The sequence below is a fragment of the Massilia sp. TWR1-2-2 genome (assembly GCF_049897565.1).
Classification (GTDB): Bacteria; Pseudomonadota; Gammaproteobacteria; order Burkholderiales; family Burkholderiaceae_D; genus JAFCUW01.
Window position 1 is genome coordinate 1 of the sequence record NZ_JAFCWM010000029.1, and the last position, 21,368, is coordinate 21,368.

The window sequence follows — 21,368 nt, forward strand, 5'->3', positions numbered from 1 at the left end:
TAACTGCATTCCGCAACGCGCCTTGAAGCATTTAACGCCGATTCAAGCTCTCAAGGATTGGCAGCAAAAAAAGCCGGAACTATTTCTAAAACGCGTCTATAACCAAGCGGGTCTTGACATGTACACACCGAAACGGGTGTTGAGGTGCTTGTAAAGAGGATCGATCGGAAATGGAGCCGCGACAGAGATATTTCCCCCGATTATCTTGGTGGCGAGCATTGTGCCGCTGCAGGTAAACGGGGCGATGAACACTGCAGAGACGTTCACGGCGACGTCGCGTGTCCCGAGCGGATCGCCAGCGTCGACGGCAAAGTGAGCAGGTAGTGCTCCGTTCGATCCCAGGTTCATCAGATCGTAAGTGAAGCCTCTCCGGAAGCCGTATTGAACCAGCTCTTGAAGTATCGCTGTTGCCGGCGGAGGCGGGTGAGGTAGTGGCGCTTGAGGAGTGGTAGAGAGGGCGCAGACAGCCAGGGGAGTCACGTTGGTGCTCACGCGGCCTGCTAGCGCGCGTGCGGTGACTTGCCCACCGAGGGGGGCGTCGGGCACGACACGGAGGAGGATTGTGTCCACTCGTCCCACTTCAGCGTCTAATTGCGATGTGTCTACTCTGACAAACATCAGCCCGGCCGGCGATGCTTTTGCTGCAGTCGAGTCGATCCAACCGGCATCCGGCGCCGTTGCCGAGGCGCTGAAGCGCAGCGCGTTTGATGACCAGGGGATCACGGCGGTCGAGTACCGATACATGAGCTGTGACACGACGAGCGCCGCCTTGTTCTCGGCATTGGTTACACCCAGAAGAGAGCCGTTGAGCTCCCGTGCTGCAGCGAGCGCCGCGGCGTCAGCTATTGCCTGCAGCTCAGCCTTTCGGTTGTACACACGGGATATGTCCAACGCAAAACCGCAAAGACCGAGAATGAACATGAGCGACATTCCGAACATGATCAGATACACCCCGCCTTGCTTGCGTAACCGGAAATTCCCGGGCAGGGGCGATGATACCGTGACGGGCCCAACACAAATGGCGGGCTGGCTTTTCGATTCATTCCTAGCAGGGTTTCGGGGCATCACCCATCTCCGTAAGAACTCACGCAGCTTGCTCGGAAGAACGAGAAGCAGCTTAGAGAGGAATTTTATCTGTTGGAAACTTCGCAGGGTTGAGCAAAAGCAAGTCTATCCGACTGCACCTTCCCAGGAATGCTGGCCGCCTAAGTACAGTCGCTACTTTCACTCGCTTAAGGCATACTCGACGGGCGAAAACAGCATCGCAGCGGGCGCGTACGCATCGATCAGCTCGCGCATGTCGCGGGCCTGTTGCGGTGCGAGGGGCGGCGACGTCCGTCATTGCTGATCTGGCTCGGTTGCGCCAGCGGCAGTCGCTGCCGAGCTTGATTGGATTCTTGAGCATTGCAGTTAGCATACTATTGCTCGGTCATGCAGCGGCATCGAGAGAGCCCGACTGTCGACACCCGAAAACGGTCCGGCTCCTGCTCTGCGGTGCTTACATGTGAAAATAGCCAGTTTCGGCGATGGTATAAAATGGCGCGGCCGTTTGAATCGACAGACATTGCACGTATGTTGCAATCCCATTCATTCATTCGATGGGCGTGAGGCGTCCAATCCGTCGTTGCCGCGAAGTCGGAAATCCCTGCCACCTCAGCTGCTATCGTAAGGCTCGCGCCTGCGCTAGAACGGCGATTTTGGCTTGGATTGACGTGCAAAACCTGTTCGTCCAGGACTTTATATCTTGCATTCTCGGACAGTTATCCGATATCGCACCAACCTATTTAGCACCAACCAGAGATTTTATTATGGAAATTAAGGTCAACTTTCTCGACAAGCTGCGTCTTGAAGCCAAGTTCGATGACTTCACGGTGATCGCCGATCAGCCCATCCGGTACAAGGGCGATGGCTCGGCGCCTGGTCCCTTCGATTATTTCCTGGCTTCGTCGGCCTTGTGCGCGGCATACTTCGTGAAGCTGTACTGCGACACCCGCAATATTTCTACCGAAAATATTCGTCTGTCGCAGAACAATATCGTTGACCCGGAAAACCGTTACCAGCAGATTTTCAAGATCCAGGTCGAGCTGCCGTCGGATATCTCGGACAAGGACCGCCAGGGAATCCTGCGCTCAATCGACCGGTGTACCGTTAAAAAAGTCGTGCAAGCCGGTCCGGAGTTTGTGATCGAAGAGGTTGAGAGTCTGGACGCCGACGCGCAGGCGCTTCTGACATTGCGACCCGATGCCGAATCGCGAACTTACATTGCCGGCAAAGATCTGCCGCTGGAACAAACCATCGCCAATATGTCGGGGATGCTGGCGAGCTGGGGTATCAAAATCGAGATCGCTTCGTGGCGCAATATCGTTCCCAACGTCTGGTCGCTGCACATCCGCGATGCGCATTCGCCGATGTGTTTCACCAACGGCAAAGGCGCGACCAAGGAAAGCGCATTGGCGTCTGCCCTTGGCGAATATATCGAGCGGCTCAATTGCAATCACTTCTATGCTGGCGCATTCTGGGGCGAAGATATCGCCAATGCCGCCTTCGTGCATTACCCGAATGAGCTCTGGTTCCAGCCTGGCCCGGATGATGCGCTGCCTGCCGGCATTCTCGACGAGGCCAGCCTGCAGGTGTACGACCCGGATGGCGAACTGCGTGGCTCGCACCTGGTCGACACTAATTCGGGCAATGTGGAGCGCGGCATCGTTGCGCTGCCTTACGTGCGCCATTCTGACGGCGAAGTGGTGTATTTCCCGTCCAACCTGATTGAAAACCTCTACGCCAGCAACGGCATGAGCGCCGGCAATACGCTGGCCGAAGCACAGGTGCAATGCCTGTCCGAAATTTTCGAGCGCGCCGTCAAGCGCGAGATTTTAGAGGGCGAAATGGCGTTGCCCGATGTGCCTCATGAGGTGCTGGCGAAATACCCTGGCATTCTCGCCGGCATTCAGGCACTGGAAGAGCAGGGCTTTCCCGTGCTGGTCAAGGATGCGTCGCTCGGCGGCACGTATCCGGTCATGTGCGTGACCTTGATGAACCCCCGCACGGGCGGAGTTTTCGCCTCTTTTGGCGCGCACCCGCGCTTCGAGGTGGCGCTGGAACGCAGCCTGACGGAATTGCTGCAGGGCCGCAGCTTTGAAGGCCTCAATGACTTGCCGCAACCGACGTTTGCAAGCGAAGCGGTGACTGAACCCTACAACTTCGTCGAGCACTTCATCGATTCCAGCGGAGTGGTGTCGTGGCGCTTTTTCAGCGCCAAAGCCGGTGTCGATTTCGTCGAATGGGACTTTTCCGGTCATGGCGAAAATTCCAATGCCGACGAAGCCGCGACCTTGCTCGGCATTCTCGAGGACATGGGCAAAGAAGTGTATATGGCCGAGTACGACCAGTTGGGCGCCGTCGCTTGCAGGATTCTGGTGCCGGGTTATTCGGAAGTGTATCCGGTCGAAGATCTGGTGTGGGATAACACGAACAAGTCGCTGCTGTTTCGTGCCGATATCTTGAATCTGCATCGACTCGATGATGCCAGCCTGGGCGCGCTGCTCGAGCGGTTGGAGAACAACGAGCTGGACGAGTACTCCGACATCGCCTCACTGATCGGCATCGAGTTTGACGACAATACCGACTGGGGCCAACTCAGCGTGCTCGAGTTGCGACTGCTGATCAACCTCGCGCTGAAGCAGTTTGAAGGGGCGCACGAATTGGTCGGCGCCTTTTTGCAATACAACGACAACACCGTCGAGCGAAAATTGTTTTATCAGGCCTTGAACGTAGTGCTGGAAGTGACGCTCGATGGCGACCTGGAGCTCGACGATTACGTGGGCAACTTCCGCCGCATGTATGGCGACCCGCGGATGGATGCAGCGCTGGGCTCGGTGGACGGCACCGTGCGCTTTTTCGGATTGACGCCGACGAGCATGAAGCTCGAAGGCCTCGACAGGCATCACCGCCTGATCGACAGCTACAAGAAACTGCACAAGGCGCGCTCGCATTCTGCGGCGGTATCGCGATAGCAATCGCTGTCACCCACGCATCGGAAAAGCCGCTGATTTTCAGCGGCTTTTTTACACGCGCATAAAGCGATGTGGTCCTTGCAGTTCAAGTTGGGCGACCGCCGCGCCGGCTCTGATGCAACTCGGCGTGCGGCTTAGTTTGTGGAAGTGACTGCAACGGCCGACACGTTGCCAAACGCGATGGGCTCGAAGGGCATGATTCGCGTTGGCAGCATGCGCAGGTCCGGAAACGGCGCTTCCCCGCCGGAATCGGCCGGGGCCGTTGCTGGCAGAAGGGTATATGCTCCAGTCATGCTGTCGGTGGCATCGGTAGTGACCGGCGGCAGCGACAGGTCCGGTGGCGCGACGACGGCTGGCAGGATTGGCGCCGGCGTGGCGGCGCCGGCCGGCGCTGGCGCAACAGCAGGCGCGACAGCGCAAAAAAATTGTTGGCCGAACCCAACACCAAACACTGACGGGACGCATGGCCACAAACCCTTACCTCAAATTCCTCGTTTTGATCGCTGCAGCCACCCACTTGGCGGCGTTCGCGGCGGCGGCGCCGGCCGACATGGTCTACCGCAACGGCCATGTCTACACCGTCGATAACAGCGACAGCGTGCAGCAGGCGCTGGCGGTGCGCGACGGCCGCATCGCCTACGTCGGCGACAACGCCGGCGCCGCCAAATTCATCGGCAAGGGCACAAAAGCGATCGACTTGCACGGCCGCATGCTGATGCCCGGCCTGGTCGACGGCCACATGCATCCGCAATCGGGCGGCAGCCGCCTGCTCAACTGCAGCCTCGATTACGAGCCGCTCACCGTGTCGCAGTTTCAGGCGCGCATCCAGGCCTGCATCGACAAGGAGAAGCAGAAAGGCGTTCCCGAGGACCGCTGGCTGCTGGTGGTCAACTGGTTCCAGCAGGGCATGCAGCCGGACGGCGCCGGCACAACGTCAGCGACGCTCGATGCGCTCAAGACGGGCCGCCCCGTCATCGTGCGCTCGTCGTTTGGCCATTCCGTGCAGCTCAATTCGCGCGCCATAGCGCTGGCCGGAATCAAGCGCGATACGCCCGATCCGGCGGGCGGCATCATCGTGCGTGACGCCAGCGGCGCTGCCACCGGCCTGCTCGAAGACGCCGCGCAGGACCTGGCAATGAACTTGCTGCCGGCCCTGACCGAGGCGGAAAACCTGGCCGCATCGACCCATGCGCTCGACGCGATGCGCCGGCAAGGCGTCACCAGCTTTCTCGACGCCTACACCGACGCCGAGACGATGACCGCATTCACCGTGCTGCAACGCCAGGGCAAGCTGACGGCGCGGGCGCACTTTGCCGTGCTGATCGATCTGGACCAGGACGGCACGCCCGTCAGCACTGTCGCTGATTTGTTGAGGCAGCAAAAGAAATTCGATCAAGGGCCGACCACGAGGACGCCATCAATGCAGGTGCGCCACGCCAAGCTGTTCATGGATGGCGTGATTTCGGCGCCTGCATTTACCGGCGCCATGCTGGAGCCATACCTGGTTAACAAGGGCACGGCAGCCAGGCCGGACTGGCGGCCCGGGCCAAGCAAGGGCCCGGCCGGCTATTTCTCGATGGACGCGTTAAAAGCAACGCTGGCCGAACTGGGCAAGGCCGGCATCGATCCCCACATCCACGCCGATGGCGACCGCGCGGTACGCGAGACGCTCGACGCCATCGAAGCGTATCGCGCCTCACCGGACGGTGAGCGCATGCGGGCCGTCCTGGCGCATGACGAAATTGTCGCCCCGGCGGACTATTCGCGATTCGCCAAGCTGGACGTGACGCCGGTGCTGTCGTTCCAGTGGGCCAAGCCGGCGGCGGACACCGTCGGCGCGCTGAAGGACTACCTCGGTCCGGCGCGTTACGACACGGTCGAGCCGCAGGCAGTGCTGCTTCTCGCCGGCGCGCGTGTCGCTTACGGTAGCGACTGGCCGGTCGATCCGCTCGACGTGTGGTTCGCGCTGAAGGTCGGCGTGACGCGCACCGCGGCGCCGAACGCCGGCAAGGAGTACGCCGGCCGGCTAACGTCGCAGCCTGGGATGCCGCGGGCCGCGGCGCTACGCGCGATTACGATGAATGCCGCCTACACGCTGCGCCAGGAAACGATGACCGGTTCGCTGGAAGTTGGCAAGCTGGCCGACCTCGTCGTCCTCGACCGCAATTTCTTCACGATCAACGAGGAAGACATCGCAAACATCAAGGTGCTGCAGACGGTCGTTGGCGGCAAGGTGATATATCAGGCGAAAGGCATGCGGCAGGAAACTTGCCGCAAGCATGAAACGCTGCGCCTCGGTTCAGGTGCTGCCGCGTTCGACCAGTTCAAACCCCGTGTTCGTTAACGTCGGCGCGCTTGACGTACCCGGCACACGGAAGCCGGCGTCAAAGGGGGCGACATATATTCCTGGCAGGCGTTCGCGGCGCCGAAAGGATTGCCGAAGGATGTCAAGGCCAAGCTGCACGCCGCCATCGTCGCCGCAATCAACGAGCCAGATATCAAGGCCCATCAGGCCGGAACCGCGGCAGTCCTATGCTTTCCTTCCAGCGCAAGCATCAGCAGTACCAGCGCCACGCCGCACAGGGCCAGGCCGCAGGCGACCCATTGCGGCGCCACATAGGAGTAGCCGAGCGTGAGCGGCACGCCGCCGAGCAGGGCGCCGAGTGCGTTGCCGATGTTGAAGCCCGACTGGCCCAGCGACGAGCCGAGCATCTCCGATCCCTTCGAATGCTCCATCAGCAGCATCTGAATCGGCGGCCCGAGCGCCAGCGCAATGGCGCCCGTGGCGAACGCCAGCACCAGCATGGCCGGCTGCGAGGCGATCATCACGCCGTTGAGCATCAGCACTGCTGCCATCGGACACAGCAGCATCAGCAGGGCCGGCAGTGGCGCGACCCGGTCGGCCAGTTTGCCGCCAAGGAGCACGCCGGTGGTCATGCCGATGCCGACCACCATCATCACCATCGGAATGGCATTGGCGGAAAACTTGGTCACTTCGATCAGCAGCGGCGCGATGTAGCTGATGTAGGCGAAAAATCCGCCGGTGCCGATCGAAGTGATCGCCATCGCCAGCCACAACTGTGGGGTGCGGAAAATCCGCAGGTCCTGGCGAAAGCTGCCGCCTTGCGGCGCATCGAGGCAGGGCACCAGTTTCTTCAGCGTCAGGATGGTCAACAGGCCAATCGCGGCGACGATGATGAAAACGAGGCGCCAGCTGACGTTGTGGCCCAGCCAGGTGCCGAACGGCACGCCAACCACGCTGGCGAAGGCCAGTCCGGCGAACATCGTCGCCACCGCGGCGGCGGTCTTGCCTTCAGTGGCCAGGCGCATCGCCACCACCGCGCCGACGCCGAAGAAGGCGCCGTGCGGCAGGCCGGCCAGGAACCGCGTGAGCATGAGCAGCTGGAAGTTCGGCGCAAACGCCGACATGGTGTTGAACGCGGTGACGAGCAGCATGAACCAGATCAGCACGCCGCGCGGCGCCCGCTTGGCAAGCAGGCCGACCAGCGTCGGCGCGCCGACCACGACGCCCAGCGCGTACGCTGAAATAAGGTAACCGGCTTGGGGAATCGTGATGCGCAGGCTGCCGGCGATGTCGGGCAGGATGCCCATCATGACGAATTCGGCCATGCCAATGCCAAAGCCGCCAAGGGCCAGCGGAAGAAGACTTTTGTTGAACACAGTGATTTTGACGAAGAGGGGGAAGAGCGCGACGTCTCACTATAAATGTTTATCGGCGGTAAGTCAGCATTTCGATGGTGATATCGGATATTCGCAACCTGGATAAGTGGGGGCCGGCATTCGCACTGTGCCGATGTCGTATAAAATCTTTCGGATCAGCTATAAATTTATCAAGAGGATCAATGAACAAGCACGCCGCATTCGTAATCGCGTTATCCATCGCCGGTGCCGCATCGGCCGAGGAAGTCATCAAGATTGCCCACGTCGGCGCTATCACCGGACCGGTCGCGTATTTCGGCAAAGACACCGAAAACGGCGCGCGCCTGGCGATCGAGACGCTCAACGCGCGCACTGTCGTCATCGGCGGCAAGAAGGTGCGCTTCGTACTGGTGCCGGAAGACGACGCCGGCGAGCCGCGCCAGGCCACCACGGTGGCGCAGAAGCTGGTCGACGCCAAGGTCAACGGCGTGGTCGGGCACCAGACCTCCGGCACCACCATCCCGGCGTCGAAGATTTACCACACCGCCGGCATCCCGCAGATTTCGCATTCGAGCACCAGTCCGAAGTACACCCAGCAGGGCTTCAACACGACGTTTCGGGTGGTGGCCAACGACACCCAGCTCGGCAGCGCGCTGGGGCGCTACGCGGTGAAAGGCATGAGCGCGCGCCGCGTCGCCGTCATCGACGACCGCACCGCCTACGGCCAGGGCCTGGCCAGCGAATTTAGCAAGGCGCTGCTGGCGCAGGGCGGCAGCGTCGTCGCGCGCGAATTCACCACCGACAAGTCGACCGACTTCAATGCGATCCTCACCAAGATCAAGGCGGCCAAGCCGGACCTGGTGTTCTTCGGCGGGATGAATGCGGTGGCCGGGCCGATGTTGCGCCAGATGAAGCAGCTGGGCATGGACACGCGGATGATGGGCGGCGACGGCATCTGCTCCGACGAAATCGCCAAGCTGTCGGGCGGCGCGATGGCCGACGACCAGGTCGTGTGCGCGGAAGCGGGCGGGGTCGAGCCGAGCGGCAAGGCGGGCATGGAGGCGTTCCGCGCGGCCTACAAGAGGCGCTTCGGCATCGACGTGCAGATCAATGCGCCGTATGCCTACGACGCCGTGATGGTGCTGGCCGATGCGATGGCGCGGGCCGGTTCGTCGGCGCCGGCGCAATACCTGCCGCAGGTGGCCAAGACGCGCTACAAGGGCGTCACCGGCCCGGTCGCGTTCGACCAGTTCGGCGACATCCGCGACGGCACGCTGACCCTGTACACCTTCAAGGGCGGCCACCGCACCTTGCTGGCGGTGACCAGGTAAGCGCGCAGCCTACTGCCAGTTCATCAGGCAGGGGGGAATGAGCAGCAGCAGCGCCAGCACGAAGTACATCAGCTGCAGCGGCACCATCCACTTGGCCCACGTTAGCCACGGAATGCGCGCCAGGGCCAGCACGCCGACGGTCACGCCCGACGTCGGGATCATCGGCAAGGTAAATTCGCCGAACTGGAACGCCAGGATCGCGGTCTGGCGCGTCACGCCCACCAGGTCGGCCAGCGGCGCCATGATCGGCATCGTCAGCGCGGCCTGGCCGGTGCCGGAGTGGATGAAGAAGTTGATCACCGTCTGAATCAGGAACATCTTCTGCGCCGCGAAGATCGGGCTGGACGACTGCACCAGCGGGGTCAGGGCGTGCAGCATGGTGTCGATGATGTGGGCGTCCTTGGCCAATATCATCGTACCGCGCGCCAGCGCGATGACCAGCGCGGTCGTCACCAGGTCCTTGGCGCCGGTGATGAAGGCGTCGACGAACTGGTCGCTATCGAGCTTGCCGACCACGCCGACGACGATCGCCATCACCAGGAACAGCGCCGAAATTTCGCCCACGCTCCACTCGTAGCGCACCACGCCGAACACCATCGCGCCCATGAAGCCGAGGAACAGCCACAGTACCGCGCCATGGCGGCGCGTCATGCCGGCAAATTCGTCCAGGCTTATCGTCTTGTCCTTGCGCAGTACCGCATCGAGTTCGAAGGTCGGGCTCAATTTCGGGTTGCGCTTGATGCGCGCGGCGTACCACATCAAAAAGGCGATGGTGACGCCGTTGGCGATGAACCAGACGATCATGCGGTAGCCGACGCCGGAAAACAGTTCGACGCCGGCGATGCCTTGCGCCACGCCGACGTTGAAGGGATTCAGAAAGGCGGCGGCAAAGCCGACCTGCGCACTGAGGAAGGGAATGGCCACGCCGACGATCGAGTCGTAGCCGAGCGCGAGCGCCAGCGGCACGAAGATCAGGATGAACGGGATGCACTCCTCGCTCATGCCGAAGGTGGCGCCGCCGAGCGAGAACATGGTGACGAACACCGGGATCATCATCGCGCGCACGAACGGCGACGTGCCGTGCGCCTTGGCCACCGTCTTGATCATCGAATCGATCGCGTTGGTGCGCTGCAGGACGGCGAAGGCGCCGCCGACGATCAGCACGAAGCCGATGATTTCGGCCGCCGCGACGAAGCCCTTGATGGGCGCGAGCATCAGCGCGACGAAGCCTTGCGGATTGCTGGCGATATAGTGGAACGAGTCCGGCAAGATGCGCGGCTTGCCGTCGACCAGCACGGTGTCGTACTGGCCGCCGGGCACGAACCAGGTCGACAGGGCGATCATCGCCAGGATCAAAAACAGCAGGACGAAGGTATTCGGGATGCGCAGTTTCATCATTGGCTCAATAGTTTGCCGGCGCGAAAGGCGACCGGTCCTGCAACTTTACCGACAGCCATGCCGCGCAGCAAGTGGCGATGTGCGGTGCGGGCGAAGAACACGCCGGCGCGGGTGCAGGCCAGCGTCGTGACGGCGCCGCTGACCGGGTCGACCAGGTCGGCCACAAAGTCGCCGGCCTGCAGCGTATCGCCGAGATTCTTGCGAAACACCAGCACGCCGTTGTGCGGGGCGACGATCGGCTCGACGCCTTCAAGCGGCGTGGCCGCGCACAGCGGCGCCGGCATCGGCTCGGGCTCGATGTCAAGCACGCCCGCGTGGGCCAGGAAGTTGAGCAGGGCGCGCGCGTCGCGCTCGGCCAGCTCGTAGTTCACGTCCATTTCGCCGCGCAGTTCGACGGTGGCCGCCAGGCAGGCCGCAGGAATCGGGACGGCCGGGCCGAAGTGCGCCGCCAGCTCCCACCACAGGCGGCTGCAGGCTTCGTCGAACGGCTCCTCGCCTGCCTCGAGCGCGACCAGCAGCGCGTGCGCGCCCAGGTAGGCCGACAGCGGGCCGGCCGCCTCGGCCAGCGGCGTGCCGGTATAGACGTGCATTACCGCCTCGTTATCGCAGTGCAGGTCAAGCACGATGTCGGCGTCGATCGCCAGGCCAAGCAGCACCTTCTTGAGCGCGTCGGCGTCGGTGGCCGGCTGCCACCCGGCCACTGCCTGCGCGGCGTGTGCGCGGATCAGCGCCACGTTGGCGCCGGCGTCGCCGCCCAGTTTTCCGGCCAGCGACCCTTTCAGCGCCTGCGCCACATGCATATGGGCGCGGTTGAAGTTGACGCCGGTGGCCAGGTCGAAGCGGCCGAACGGCGCGCCGTGGATCGCCTGCGCCAGGCCGATCGGATTGGCCGCCGGGACCAGCACGACTTCGCCGCGGATCTTGCCGGCCGCTTCAAGCGCGGCCAGTTCGGTGCGCAGCGTTTGCGCCACCAGCATGCCGGGCACTTCGTCGGCGTGCAGCGCGGCCTGCAAGTAGGCCTTCTTGCCCGAGCCGGGCGTACCGAAGTGGAAACTGGTGAGGTGCTGCCCGCTGCTGCTGGCGGGATAACGGAAGGCGTGCTTTTTTTCTTGCATGGCAGGGGCGGATGGATGGTTGATTGAAGGTGGTCTGGCGCCGCCGAGTATGTATCATTTTTTTCTCAAAGTACATCAATGTAAAAAAATTTACATAAAGTTGTTGAGTTTTGTTTTTGATATGGGTACATTTGGAACATGAAAAATCAGTCCGCCATCGACCAGCAAGCATCACCGGCAGGCGCCGGCTCGCGTTCGCCCGAGGTGGCGTTTGCCGCCTCGGCGCTCGGCGCCACGCTGCGCGCGATGCTGGCCGACGGCTCGGCGTCGCACAAGAGCATCGCCGACTACCTGCTGCGCAACCAGGTCCGCGTGACCGCGCTTGGCATCGAGGAGCTGGCCGACGACTGCAAGGTGTCGACCGCCACCATCAGCCGCTTCGCGCGCGAAATCGGCTTCAAGAATTTCGCCGCCATGCGCAGCGCCGTCGCGCAGACCTTGCAGTCGGTGCTGCAGCCGGTCGAAAAACTACGCAACAGCATCGCCCGGCGCCAGGACGCCAGCACGCCGGCCAGCGACAGCCTGGCCTACGCGGGCGCGAACATCGGCGCCACCGCGATGGCGCTGGCCGCCGCCGATGTCGACGCCGTCGTCAAGAAGCTCACCCGAGCGAAGGTGGTGTATGTGCTCGGCTTCGGCCTGTCGTCGCACCTGGCGGGACTGCTGGCGGCGCACCTGCAGCCGTTTTGCCGGCAGGTGGTCGAAGCGGCTGGCCACGGCGGCACCGAAGTGGCGGCCGGCCACCTGACCAACATCACCGCGCGCGACGTGCTGGTGGTGCTGTCGTTCCCGCGCTATACGCGCGACGTCATCCGCCTGACCAATTTCGCGCGTGACCACGGCGCCTGCATCGTCTCGATCACCGACTCGCCGGCCTCGCCGCTGGCCGAACTGGGCGACCATGTGCTGTACGCCGAGAGCAGCCATCCGATCCTGCCCAGCAGTGCGACCGCGGCGGTGGCGCTGATCGAAGCGCTGGCGGTATCGCTGATGGCGTCGAACAAGGGCAACGTGGCCAAGGCGGCGCGCCTCACCGAAGCCATTTCGGCCTACCTGGTTGGCGCCGAACCTGCCGCCACCGGCACCGACAAGCAGCGCGCCCGGCGCGGCCGCATCACCAACAACAACACGTAGTTCAAACCCAGGGGAGCTGAAACACATGAAACAGCATTACACCGAACTGCCGGCCCGGACCGCACTGGCGATCGCCCTTGCGGGCGCCTTCGCCATCGGCGCGCAGCCTGCGCTGGCGCAAACCGTACAGCCCGACGAGAAGATGCAGCGCGTCGAAATCACCGGTTCCTCGATCAAGCGGCTCGACGCCGAGACGGCGCTGCCGGTGCAGGTGGTGCGCCGTGAAGACATCGACAAGAGCGGCGCCACCACCGCCGCCGAACTGCTCAAGAACATCAGCGCCAACACGGCGCCGCTGTCGGATGCGGTCAGCATCACCGACGGCACCTCCGGCCAGCGCGGCTTCAACGGCGCCAACCTGCGCGGCATCGGCGTCTCGTCCACGCTGGTGCTGCTCAATGGCCGCCGGCTGGCCAACTTCGCGTCCCCGGGCGACAATTCCGGCGTCGACCTGAACAGCATCCCGGCCGGCGCGATTGCGCGCGTCGAGATCCTCAAGGACGGCGCCTCGGCCATCTACGGCACCGACGCCATCGGCGGCGTCATCAACTTCATCACCCGCAAGGACTACACCGGCGTTGAAATGAACGCGTCGCTGGCCGGCACCCAGGACGGCGGCGCCGGCAAGAAGACGGCCAGCATCAGCGCCGGCTACGGCAAGCTCGATACCGACCGCTTCAACCTGTTCGGCGTGCTCGACGTGCAAAAGCTCGGCGCGCTGCGCTCGTCCCAGCGCTCCTTTATCCAGGAGCGCCCGCTGGCGACGACCCTGCCGGCGCAGATGTCGAGCAACACCTATCCGGCCAGTTTCGACGTCTCGGCCGGGCAGCGCAACGCGCTGATTGCCGCCGGCGTGCTGCCGGCCGGTACTACCCGCACGCGCCTCAATCCTAGCGCGCCGGCGTGCAATCCGCCTGCCACCGTGCATGCGCCGCAGGGCCCGGGCGGCCCGCTCGCCTGCAGCTACGATTACATGGAAGACACCGAGCTGTATCCGAAGGCGAGCAAGATCGGCTTCGTCGGCCGCGCTACCTTCCAGGTCAACAATGACAACCAGGTGTTCGCCGAGCTGGTGCAGTCGCAGGCCGAGAGCCGCTATGTGCTCAGCCCAAACCCGGTGCGCATCCGCAACCTGCCGGTGACCCTGCTCGGTCCGAAGTACGCCGCGCTGACCGCGCCTGGACTGCCGACTACCTTCAGCGGCGTCCGCTACCGCATGACGGAGGCGGGCAACCGCACCAATGAAGTGACCAGCGACGCGCAGCGCCTGGTGCTCGGCGCCACCGGCGTCGTCGGTGGCTGGGACTACGACCTGGGCGTGGCGCGCGCGGAAAACCGCGCGGTCGACAAATACGTCGACGGCTACGTGCTGTTCGATAAATTCGACGCCGGCGTGCGTTCGGGCCTGATCAACCCCTTCGGCCCGTCGTCGAAGGCGGGCCTTGACCTGCTTAACAGCATCCGCGTCAACGACGAGGCGCGCTCGGCGAAAGGCGTGTCGACGTCGATCGACGCCAAGCTGTCGAAGGCGCTGATGGCGATGGAAGGCGGCGACCTGGCGGTCGCTGTCGGCGCCGAGGCGCGCAGTGAGAAGACCAGCTTCCGGCCTTCGGCGCTGCTGCTGTCGAACAATCTCGGCGGCGACCGCGATTCGACCCTGGCGCCAGGCGCGCTGGCCGACGTCAAGGCGACCGACGACAGCCGCAAGGTCTACTCGGTGTTTACCGAACTCAATGCCCCGCTGACCAAACAGTTCGAACTGCAGTTGGCGCTGCGCCATGACCGCTACAGCGAAATCGGCTCGACCACCAATCCGAAGATCGGCGCCCGCTGGCAGCCGGCCAAGGCACTGGTGCTGCGCGCGTCGGCCGGCACCGGCTTTCGGGCGCCGTCGCTGTCGGACCTGAATCGTCCGACCATCTTCGGCAGCGCCGCGAGCTTCCTGACCGACCGCCAGTGCGTCAACACGGGCCTCGACACGATCGACGGCTGCACCGACCAGTATCCGGTCGAGCGGCGCGCCAATCCGAACCTCAAGCCCGAAAAATCGCGCCAGTTCTCGCTCGGCGCCGTGTTCGAGGCGACGCCGCAGACCAGGTTCACGGTCGACTACTGGGACATCCGCAAGACCGATGTGATCAGCACGCTGGGCGAGCAGATCATCATCGACAATCCGGCCAAGTACAACGGCACCTACATCGAGCGCGACGAAGACGGCTACATCACCAGCATCCTGCTGGCGAAGGAAAACCAGGGCCGCCTGCACACGTCGGGGTTCGACCTCGGCATCGATTACCGTGGCGGAAAAACCAGCATGGGCCGCTTCGGCGCCAACCTGACCGGCACCCTGGTGCTCAAGTACGATCGCCAGTTCGGTCCGCAGGAACCGGAACGCAGCAACCTGGGCCTGTTCCTCAACGACCAGGTGATCCAGAGGTGGCGCCACCGCATCAGCGTCGACTGGGACATCGGCCCGGTCAGCCTGACCTTGGCAAACCAGTACTCGTCCGGCTACACTGACCACAACACGACGTACGATCCGGCCACCAACAAGCTGCTGCCGGCGCGCGACGTCAGTTCGTATTCGCTGTGGGACGTGACTGGGGTGTGGAAAATCGACAGCCGCATGAAAGTGCGCGTGGGCGTGCTCAATCTGGCCAACACGGCGCCGCCGTTCTCGAACCAGGGCTTCCACTTCCTGGCCGGGTACGACCCGACCTACACCGATCCACGCGGGCGCAGTGCGTTTGTCAACGTGAACTACGCTTTTAAATAAGCTTGACGATCGCACGTCGATCGCTGGGACAGGCGCTGTATCGGCCTGTCCCATTTTTTATGGGCCTCGCATGAACATTTTTTTCCGACTCCCGCGCCGCGCCTTGCCGGTCTTTGCGCTGCTGCTGGCCGCGTGCTTGTCCGCCCAAGCTAGCGCCGACGGGGCGCCGAAAGGCAGCCTAGTCATCATTGGCGGCGCGCTGCGGGCCGATAACGCGCCGGTGTGGCAGCGCATCGTCCGGCTCGCCGGCGGTGCCGGCGCGCGCATCGCCGTCATTCCGGCCGCCGCCGGCAATCCGACCGGGTCGGGAGGGCGTCTGGTGCAGACCCTGACCGGCCATGATGCGGCGGCCTTCCTGGTGCCGGTGGCGCCGCGCCTGCCGGGCGACTTTCACAAGGCGGCCAACGATCCGGCGCTGGCGGCGGCCGTGCGTGCCGCCGGCGGCGCCTATTTCGCCGGCGGCGATCAGGGCCGCATCATGCAGGCGCTGCGCAACCCCGACGGCAGCAACACGCTGCTGCTCGACGCGCTGTGGGACATGTACCGGCGCGGCGGCGTCATCGCCGGCTCCAGCGCCGGCGCCGCCATCATGAGCAGCACCATGTTCTACGAGGCCAAGTCGGTGCTGGCGACGTTGCAGAACGGCGTCGAGGAAGGGCGCGAAATCGCCTCGGGCCTCGGCTTTGCCGGCAACGACGTCTTCATCGACCAGCACCTGCTGGTACGCGGACGCTTTGCGCGCATGCTGCCGGTGATGCTCAAGAAGGGTTACCGGCTTGGCCTCGGCATCGACGAAAACAGCGCGGTGGTGATCGGTCCGCAGCGCGAGGTCGAAGTGATCGGCTACAAGGGCGCACTGCTGCTGGAATTGCCGCGCGCCGTCGTCGACAGCAAGCAGGCCGCCTTCAACGTCAGCAATGTCGCCATCAGTTACCTCGACAGCGGCGACCGCTACAACCTTGGCAGCGGCGTGCTGACGCCGTCGGCCGACAAGATCGGCGGCAGGCTCGATCCAGCCCAGCCGGCAGTTCGCGAAGCGCCGTTTAGCGCCGACATCCTCGGCAACACCGCGGTGGTGGACCTGATGGCCAAGCTGATCGACAGCGACCAGCAATTTGCGATCGGACTGGCCTTCGACGGACCGCAGCAGCGCGTGTCGAGGAATGGCTTCGAATTTCGATTCAGCCGCAGCGCCGACAGCGTGGGCTACGCTTCGGCCACCTCGGAAGCGTATTCGATCTACCGGCTGCGGCTTGACGTGCGTCCCGTTTCACTCGGCTGGCCGGTCTACCAGGACCGCTAGCCCGGCGTAGCTGCCGGAATCGACAGCGAATAAGTGCTGGCAAACAGGGCGCCGGGCGCCAGGCTGACAATGCCAGGCTTGTCGGCCAGTTCGCCGCTGACGGCGTGGTCGTCGTCGAAGCCGTGCCAGGGCTCGATGCAGACGTACGGCGCGGCGCGCCGCGCCCACAGGCCAAGGCTGGGGGCGCCGCCGGTGCCCATGCATAGCCGCTCGCGGCCGTTGCCATCGACCAGACGCACGACGCGCGAGCGCAACTGTTTGAACATCAGGGCGTCGGCGTCGAACAAGGCCGGCGACAGCGCGATGCGGCCAGGACTGGCAAACACCAGCGGCGACGGCGCGGTCGACAGCAGGAGGAACAGCGTGTAGGTACGCCAGCCTTCGATGCGGTGCGGCTGCGGATTGAACAGGGTGAAGCTGGCGAAGTCTGCGAACGGGCCGTCGGCGTGGCCATCGGCATGGGCCAGCGCGATCATGCCGGCATCGGCCCCGGCCCGTTCGACCAGCGCGTCGAAGCGTTGATCGAGCAGGGCGTAGCGGGTGCGCATTTCGTCGTGGACGGCGTCGACGCTGCAGCCGCAGATGGAATCGTGGGCCTGCTGCTGGATCAGGATGCGCCAGCACTGTTCCAGGTAGTCGGCCGGCAGCGGCACATCGAGCTGGGCGAACAAGGGCTCGATGGCGCCGAGCAGGCGGTCCTCGGCCTGCTGGTTCAGGCGCTTCAGGTAGCGCCGCCAGCTCGACAGCTCGACCTGTACCTGCAGCGGCCAGGCGCCAAGGCGCGCGCGCCGGCGCCGCTGCTGGTGTATTTTCATGGCGGCGGCTGGGTCGAAGGGCGCAAGGAGAATGCCGCCTTCATGCTGCTGCCTTACCTGGCGATGGGCTGGTCGGTGGCGAACGTCGACTATCGGCTGGCCAGGGTGGCGCCGGCGCCGGCCGCCGTCGAAGACGTGCGCTGCGCCTTGCGCTGGCTGCGCCGCCATGCCGCCGAGCACGGCGTCGACGCCTCACCATGGCGGGCGACTCGGCGGGCGGTCACCTGGCGTTGATGAGCGCGCTGCTGCCGGCCGGCTCCGCATTTGACCGCGCCTGCCCGGCGCCGGACGCGACCCGCTGGAGCGGCGGCGCCGACGCGCCGCTGAACGTGGCCGCCGTGGTCAACTGGTTCGGCATCGGCGACGTCGAGGCGATGCTGGAAGGACCCCAGCAACGCCACTACGCCATCGAATGGTTTGGCAGCAACAGCGAACGGCAGACGCTGGCGCGCCAGATCTCGCCGCTGCGGCTGGTGCGCGCAGGCCTGCCACCGATCATCAGCGTGCACGGCAGGCGCGACCCGGTGGTGCCGTACAGCCAGGCCGAGACCCTGCACGCGGCGCTCGCCGGCGCCGGCGTACCGAACCGGCTGGTGACGATCGAGACCGGCAACCACGGCGGCTTTTCCGACACCGAGGCGCAGGCTGCCAATGCCGCGATCCGCCAGTTCCTGCGCCAGCACGGCCTGCCCGTCGCGCCGTAATCTGAGGCGCACCGGCCGCACCAATCAGCGCCCGGCACGCTCGACGCTCTGTTCGGCGCTGGCCGCGGCGCGCTTGTTGGCCTCGGTAATGGTCCGGTAGTAGATGGTGCGCCCGTCCGCCGATTCCGACTCCTGCGGCGGCCATTGCTCGCCCCATGTCGAACGCGATGACGGAAAAGTGCGCCCGGCGAACAGGAAGGCGACCACGCGACTCCCCGTTTTACCGGTCCGAACGCAGGAAGCGCGCGTCGAGCCCGAACGCGATGATCTTCGGGTGATGGGTCACGTAATCCCATACTTCGGCGGCGCTGCCGAGCGGCGCGTGGCCGTACACCTTGTCGAGCGCCTTCAACGTCACCGTCACCAGCTGGTTCTTGCAGTAGGTCTGGATCGTCGCCGATGCGTCGTAGCGTTCCTGCTGCAGCTGGCCGACGATCCACAAGGTCGGCCGCCACCAGTCGTAGGCGAAGTCGCAATGCTTGATGACGGTGGCGGACGACTCGCGCTGGGCCAGCATGGCGAAGAAATTGAGCACGTTGTCGAGCATGAGCCGGTCGGCGCGATCGGCATGGATGAGGTCCGCCTCGCTCTTGCCCCGCTTCGATTCGTCGAGCGCGAGCAAGGTCTCGACGCACGACGATGGCAACGTCAGCTGTTCGACGACGAACAGCCGGCTCGCCAGAAACTCGGCATACTCGCGGTTCTGCACGGCGGCGAGCAGGACGCGAAACGAGCTGTCCTTGACGTGCTGGAAATCGAGGCTGGTGAAGGTCTGGAACAGTTCGAAGATGGAACGTTCGACCGCCTCCCTGCGGGCGATCCGCGATTCCTCCGCCTGGAACAGCAAGGTGACAATCACGCCACCGAAGGCGAGGGCGGTAAACAGCACGTTCAGTCCATTGTAGACGGGGCCGAACGGGTCGCTGAACAGCGCGTTGGGGAGGTGCTTCGAGATCGGGTACGCCGCGATCCAGACCAGCACGATCACCAGCATGATTGCCAGGCCGAGCCGGGCAGGTTTTGACACCGTCATTTGGTATTCCTTTCAGATAGACAAAGGCCGTTGATGATCGTTAAGGAATCATCAACGGCCTTTGCAATTGACCTGCGGGTCGTAATTACTCTTCCTGGAACGCTTCTTCGCGCTTCTTGCGCAGCGACGGCAGCAGCACGACGATCAGTGCGGCGACGGCCAGCCCGAGCATCACGGCGCTGATCGGACGCTGGATGAACACGAGCGGATCGCTGCGCGACAGCAGCAGCGCGCGACGCAGGTACTCTTCCATCATCGGTCCGATGATGAAGCCGAGCAGCATCGGCGCCGGCTCGGCGCCAAGCTTGGCGCAGATGTAGCCGAACAGGCCGAACAGGGCCATCAGCCAGACGTCGAAATCGCTGTTGTTCAGGCTGAACACGCCGATCGCGCAGAACATCAGGATGGCCGGATACAGGCGGTGATACGGGACCATGATCATCTTGACCCACAGGCCGATCATCGGCAGGTTCAGCACGATGAGGAAGAAGTTACCGATCCACATCGAGGCGATCAGGCCCCAGAACAAGGCCGGCTGTTCGGTCATGACGGCAGGACCTGGCTGGATGCCCTGGATGATCATGGCGCCGATCATCAGGGCCATCACCGGGTTCGATGGAATGCCCAGGGTCAGCATCGGAATGAACGACGTTTGCGCGCCGGCATTGTTGGCCGACTCGGGCGCTGCCACGCCTTCGATCGCGCCCTTGCCGAACATGGCCGAATTCTTCGACACTTTCTTTTCGATCGAATAGGCCGCGAACGACGCCAGCATGGCGCCGCCGCCAGGCAGGATGCCAAGCGCCGAGCCGATGAAAGTGCCGCGCAGAACCGGCGCGATGATGCGCTTGACGTCTTCCTTGTCGAGCATCAGGCCGGAGACCTTCTTCATGACCAGGTTGCGCGTCTCGTCGTGCTCGAGGTTGCGGACGATCTCGCCGATGCCGAACATGCCCATCGCCACGATGACGAAGTTGATGCCGTCGGCCAGCTGCGGCGTGTCGAAGGTGTAGCGCGCCGCGCCCGAGTTGACGTCGGTGCCGACCAGGCCGAGCAGCAGGCCGAGGATCACCATGCCGATCGCGTTGAGCAGCGAACCGCTGGCCAGCACGACGGAGGCGACCAGGCCGAGCACCATCAGCGAGAAGTATTCGGCCGGGCCGAACTTCAGCGCCAGGTCGGCCAGCGGCGGGGCGAACAGCGCCAGCAGGACAGTGGCGACGGTACCGGCGAAGAACGAGCCGATCGCCGCGGTGGCCAGTGCCTTGCCGGCCTGGCCGTTACGCGCCATCTGGTAGCCGTCGATGGCGGTCACCACCGAGGATGATTCGCCCGGCAGGTTGACCAGGATTGCGGTGGTGGAGCCGCCGTACTGGGCGCCATAGTAAATACCGGAGAGCATGATCAGCGCCGAGATCGGCGGCAGGCCGAAGGTGGCCGGCAGCAGCATGGCGATGGTGGCAACCGGACCGAGGCCCGGCAGCACGCCGACGGCAGTGCCGACGAACACGCCGATCAGGCAATACATCAGGTTGGTGAGCGAGAGGGCCGTGTCGAAGCCCAGCATGAGGTTATTTAGAATTTCCATTTTTTTCTACTTAGAAACCAAGCCAGGGACCGAAGGCGACCATCGGCAAGCCCAGCAGCTTGACGAACACGACTACGGCAAAAACGGCCAATCCGACGGCCAGCATCGTCACTTCCTTGACGTTGAACTTGGGGCCGGCGTAGGCGCTCAGGAAGATCAGCACGAGGATCGCGGGCACCAGGCCGGCGCCGCGCATCAGGATGCCGAACAGAATGATCGCCACCAGAATCATCAGCAATTCTTTCATGTAGAAGCGGCCGATCGGTTCGCCGACGACGATGAAGGAACGGATGATGCCGATCAGGCCTATGCCGGCCAGCAAGGTGCCGAGCACGCTCGGGAAATAGGCCGGGCCCATGCGGCCGGCCGAGCCCATGGCGTAGTCCTGGCCGATGACGACGGCGCCGACGCCGAAGAATAGAAAGATGATGCCGGTCCAAAAGTCCTTTGGATGACGAATAAATGATGGCACTGCATGTCCCCTGGTTGCTGAAAATC

15 protein-coding genes and 2 pseudogenes are annotated in these 21,368 nt (G+C 63.9%); 8 read left to right on the plus strand and 9 right to left on the minus strand.

What is annotated here, in order from left to right; all coding sequences use genetic code 11:
* Window positions 1-154, plus strand: a pseudogene (locus ACP7DD_RS21730) (IS481 family transposase); the annotation flags it as partial.
* Here the strand turns inward: ACP7DD_RS21730 and ACP7DD_RS21735 are convergent.
* Window positions 97-951 carry a pilus assembly protein TadG-related protein gene (locus ACP7DD_RS21735; RefSeq protein ID WP_426176920.1) on the minus strand — a complete coding sequence of 285 codons (855 nt, stop codon included), beginning with the start codon at window positions 949-951 and terminating at the stop codon, window positions 97-99. The pseudogene ACP7DD_RS21730 and the gene ACP7DD_RS21735 sit on opposite strands and share 58 nt — an antisense overlap.
* 857 nt (window positions 952-1,808) lie before the next feature.
* On the opposite strand from ACP7DD_RS21735, the gene ACP7DD_RS21740 reads away from it, so the two are divergent.
* Window positions 1,809-4,013: an OsmC domain/YcaO domain-containing protein gene (locus ACP7DD_RS21740; protein ID WP_426176921.1), complete on the plus strand. Its 2,205-nt coding sequence runs from the start codon at window positions 1,809-1,811 to the stop codon at window positions 4,011-4,013.
* 463 nt (window positions 4,014-4,476) lie between these two features.
* Window positions 4,477-6,357 (plus strand): amidohydrolase, encoded by a 1,881-nt coding sequence (locus tag ACP7DD_RS21745; protein WP_426176922.1) that lies wholly within the window; start codon window positions 4,477-4,479, stop codon window positions 6,355-6,357.
* Window positions 6,358-6,521: 164 nt separating this feature from the next.
* Here ACP7DD_RS21745 and ACP7DD_RS21750 read toward each other — a convergent pair whose 3' ends face one another.
* Complete coding sequence (locus ACP7DD_RS21750) at window positions 6,522-7,694, minus strand: MFS transporter (protein WP_426176923.1); 1,173 nt, start codon at window positions 7,692-7,694, stop codon at window positions 6,522-6,524.
* Window positions 7,695-7,876: 182 nt separating this feature from the next.
* Between ACP7DD_RS21750 and ACP7DD_RS21755 the strand changes: the two genes are divergently transcribed.
* Window positions 7,877-9,004 carry a branched-chain amino acid ABC transporter substrate-binding protein gene (locus tag ACP7DD_RS21755; RefSeq protein ID WP_426176924.1) on the plus strand — a complete coding sequence of 376 codons (1,128 nt, stop codon included), beginning with the start codon at window positions 7,877-7,879 and terminating at the stop codon, window positions 9,002-9,004.
* Window positions 9,005-9,013: 9 nt separating this feature from the next.
* On the opposite strand, the gene ACP7DD_RS21760 is transcribed toward ACP7DD_RS21755, so the two are convergent.
* Window positions 9,014-10,399, minus strand: coding sequence for a YfcC family protein (locus tag ACP7DD_RS21760; RefSeq protein ID WP_426176925.1), 1,386 nt, complete (start codon window positions 10,397-10,399; stop codon window positions 9,014-9,016).
* On the minus strand, window positions 10,399-11,517 hold the full coding sequence (locus ACP7DD_RS21765) for a succinylglutamate desuccinylase/aspartoacylase family protein (protein WP_426176926.1): 1,119 nt from the start codon (window positions 11,515-11,517) through the stop codon (window positions 10,399-10,401). Before ACP7DD_RS21765 ends, ACP7DD_RS21760 begins: the two co-directional genes overlap by 1 nt.
* 138 nt (window positions 11,518-11,655) lie before the next feature.
* Here ACP7DD_RS21765 and ACP7DD_RS21770 point away from each other — a divergent pair, with 138 nt between their 5' ends.
* The 3 genes from ACP7DD_RS21770 to ACP7DD_RS21780 all read left to right on the plus strand — a co-directional run bounded on the left by ACP7DD_RS21770 (window position 11,656) and on the right by ACP7DD_RS21780 (window position 16,730).
* Window positions 11,656-12,651, plus strand: a complete 996-nt coding sequence (locus ACP7DD_RS21770) for a MurR/RpiR family transcriptional regulator (protein WP_426176927.1) — start codon at window positions 11,656-11,658, stop codon at window positions 12,649-12,651.
* 25 nt (window positions 12,652-12,676) lie between these two features.
* Window positions 12,677-15,427: a TonB-dependent receptor plug domain-containing protein gene (locus ACP7DD_RS21775; RefSeq protein WP_426176928.1), complete on the plus strand. Its 2,751-nt coding sequence runs from the start codon at window positions 12,677-12,679 to the stop codon at window positions 15,425-15,427.
* Between the two features lie 70 nt (window positions 15,428-15,497).
* Window positions 15,498-16,730, plus strand: coding sequence for a cyanophycinase (locus ACP7DD_RS21780; protein WP_426176929.1), 1,233 nt, complete (start codon window positions 15,498-15,500; stop codon window positions 16,728-16,730).
* Here ACP7DD_RS21780 and ACP7DD_RS21785 read toward each other — a convergent pair.
* On the minus strand, window positions 16,727-17,545 hold the full coding sequence (locus ACP7DD_RS21785) for a hypothetical protein (protein WP_426176930.1): 819 nt from the start codon (window positions 17,543-17,545) through the stop codon (window positions 16,727-16,729). The two genes, ACP7DD_RS21780 and ACP7DD_RS21785, sit on opposite strands and share 4 nt — an antisense overlap.
* Between ACP7DD_RS21785 and ACP7DD_RS21790 the strand changes: the two are divergent.
* Window positions 17,534-18,249, plus strand: a pseudogene (locus ACP7DD_RS21790) (alpha/beta hydrolase fold domain-containing protein). The gene ACP7DD_RS21785 and the pseudogene ACP7DD_RS21790 overlap by 12 nt on opposite strands.
* Window positions 18,250-18,273: 24 nt before the next feature.
* Here ACP7DD_RS21790 and ACP7DD_RS21795 read toward each other — a convergent pair.
* The 4 genes from ACP7DD_RS21795 to ACP7DD_RS21810 form a co-directional block, all read right to left on the minus strand.
* A complete protein-coding gene (locus tag ACP7DD_RS21795; protein WP_426176931.1) occupies window positions 18,274-18,456 on the minus strand; it encodes a hypothetical protein in 183 nt (60 codons plus the stop codon).
* A gap of 13 nt (window positions 18,457-18,469) precedes the next feature.
* Window positions 18,470-19,282 carry a hypothetical protein gene (locus ACP7DD_RS21800; protein ID WP_426176932.1) on the minus strand — a complete coding sequence of 271 codons (813 nt, stop codon included), beginning with the start codon at window positions 19,280-19,282 and terminating at the stop codon, window positions 18,470-18,472.
* 85 nt (window positions 19,283-19,367) lie between these two features.
* Window positions 19,368-20,870: a tripartite tricarboxylate transporter permease gene (locus ACP7DD_RS21805; protein ID WP_426176933.1), complete on the minus strand. Its 1,503-nt coding sequence runs from the start codon at window positions 20,868-20,870 to the stop codon at window positions 19,368-19,370.
* A 10-nt stretch (window positions 20,871-20,880) separates the two neighbouring features.
* Window positions 20,881-21,342, minus strand: coding sequence for a tripartite tricarboxylate transporter TctB family protein (locus tag ACP7DD_RS21810; protein ID WP_426176934.1), 462 nt, complete (start codon window positions 21,340-21,342; stop codon window positions 20,881-20,883).
* Window positions 21,343-21,368: the final 26 nt, after the last annotated feature.

Excerpts from the sequence above, each read along its gene's own strand:
- ACP7DD_RS21740 (WP_426176921.1), top strand. The coding sequence starts at position 1,809 with ATGGAAATTAAGGTCAACTTTCTCGACAAGCTGCGTCTTGAAGCCAAG.
- ACP7DD_RS21780 (WP_426176929.1), top strand. The coding sequence starts at position 15,498 with ATGAACATTTTTTTCCGACTCCCGCGCCGCGCCTTGCCGGTCTTTGCG.
- ACP7DD_RS21805 (WP_426176933.1), bottom strand. The coding sequence starts at position 20,870 with ATGGAAATTCTAAATAACCTCATGCTGGGCTTCGACACGGCCCTCTCG.
- ACP7DD_RS21760 (WP_426176925.1), bottom strand. The coding sequence starts at position 10,399 with ATGAAACTGCGCATCCCGAATACCTTCGTCCTGCTGTTTTTGATCCTG.
- ACP7DD_RS21765 (WP_426176926.1), bottom strand. The coding sequence starts at position 11,517 with ATGCAAGAAAAAAAGCACGCCTTCCGTTATCCCGCCAGCAGCAGCGGG.
- ACP7DD_RS21800 (WP_426176932.1), bottom strand. The coding sequence starts at position 19,282 with ATGACGGTGTCAAAACCTGCCCGGCTCGGCCTGGCAATCATGCTGGTG.
- ACP7DD_RS21755 (WP_426176924.1), top strand. The coding sequence starts at position 7,877 with ATGAACAAGCACGCCGCATTCGTAATCGCGTTATCCATCGCCGGTGCC.
- ACP7DD_RS21775 (WP_426176928.1), top strand. The coding sequence starts at position 12,677 with ATGAAACAGCATTACACCGAACTGCCGGCCCGGACCGCACTGGCGATC.
- ACP7DD_RS21785 (WP_426176930.1), bottom strand. The coding sequence starts at position 17,545 with ATGAAAATACACCAGCAGCGGCGCCGGCGCGCGCGCCTTGGCGCCTGG.
- ACP7DD_RS21745 (WP_426176922.1), top strand. The coding sequence starts at position 4,477 with ATGGCCACAAACCCTTACCTCAAATTCCTCGTTTTGATCGCTGCAGCC.
- ACP7DD_RS21770 (WP_426176927.1), top strand. The coding sequence starts at position 11,656 with ATGAAAAATCAGTCCGCCATCGACCAGCAAGCATCACCGGCAGGCGCC.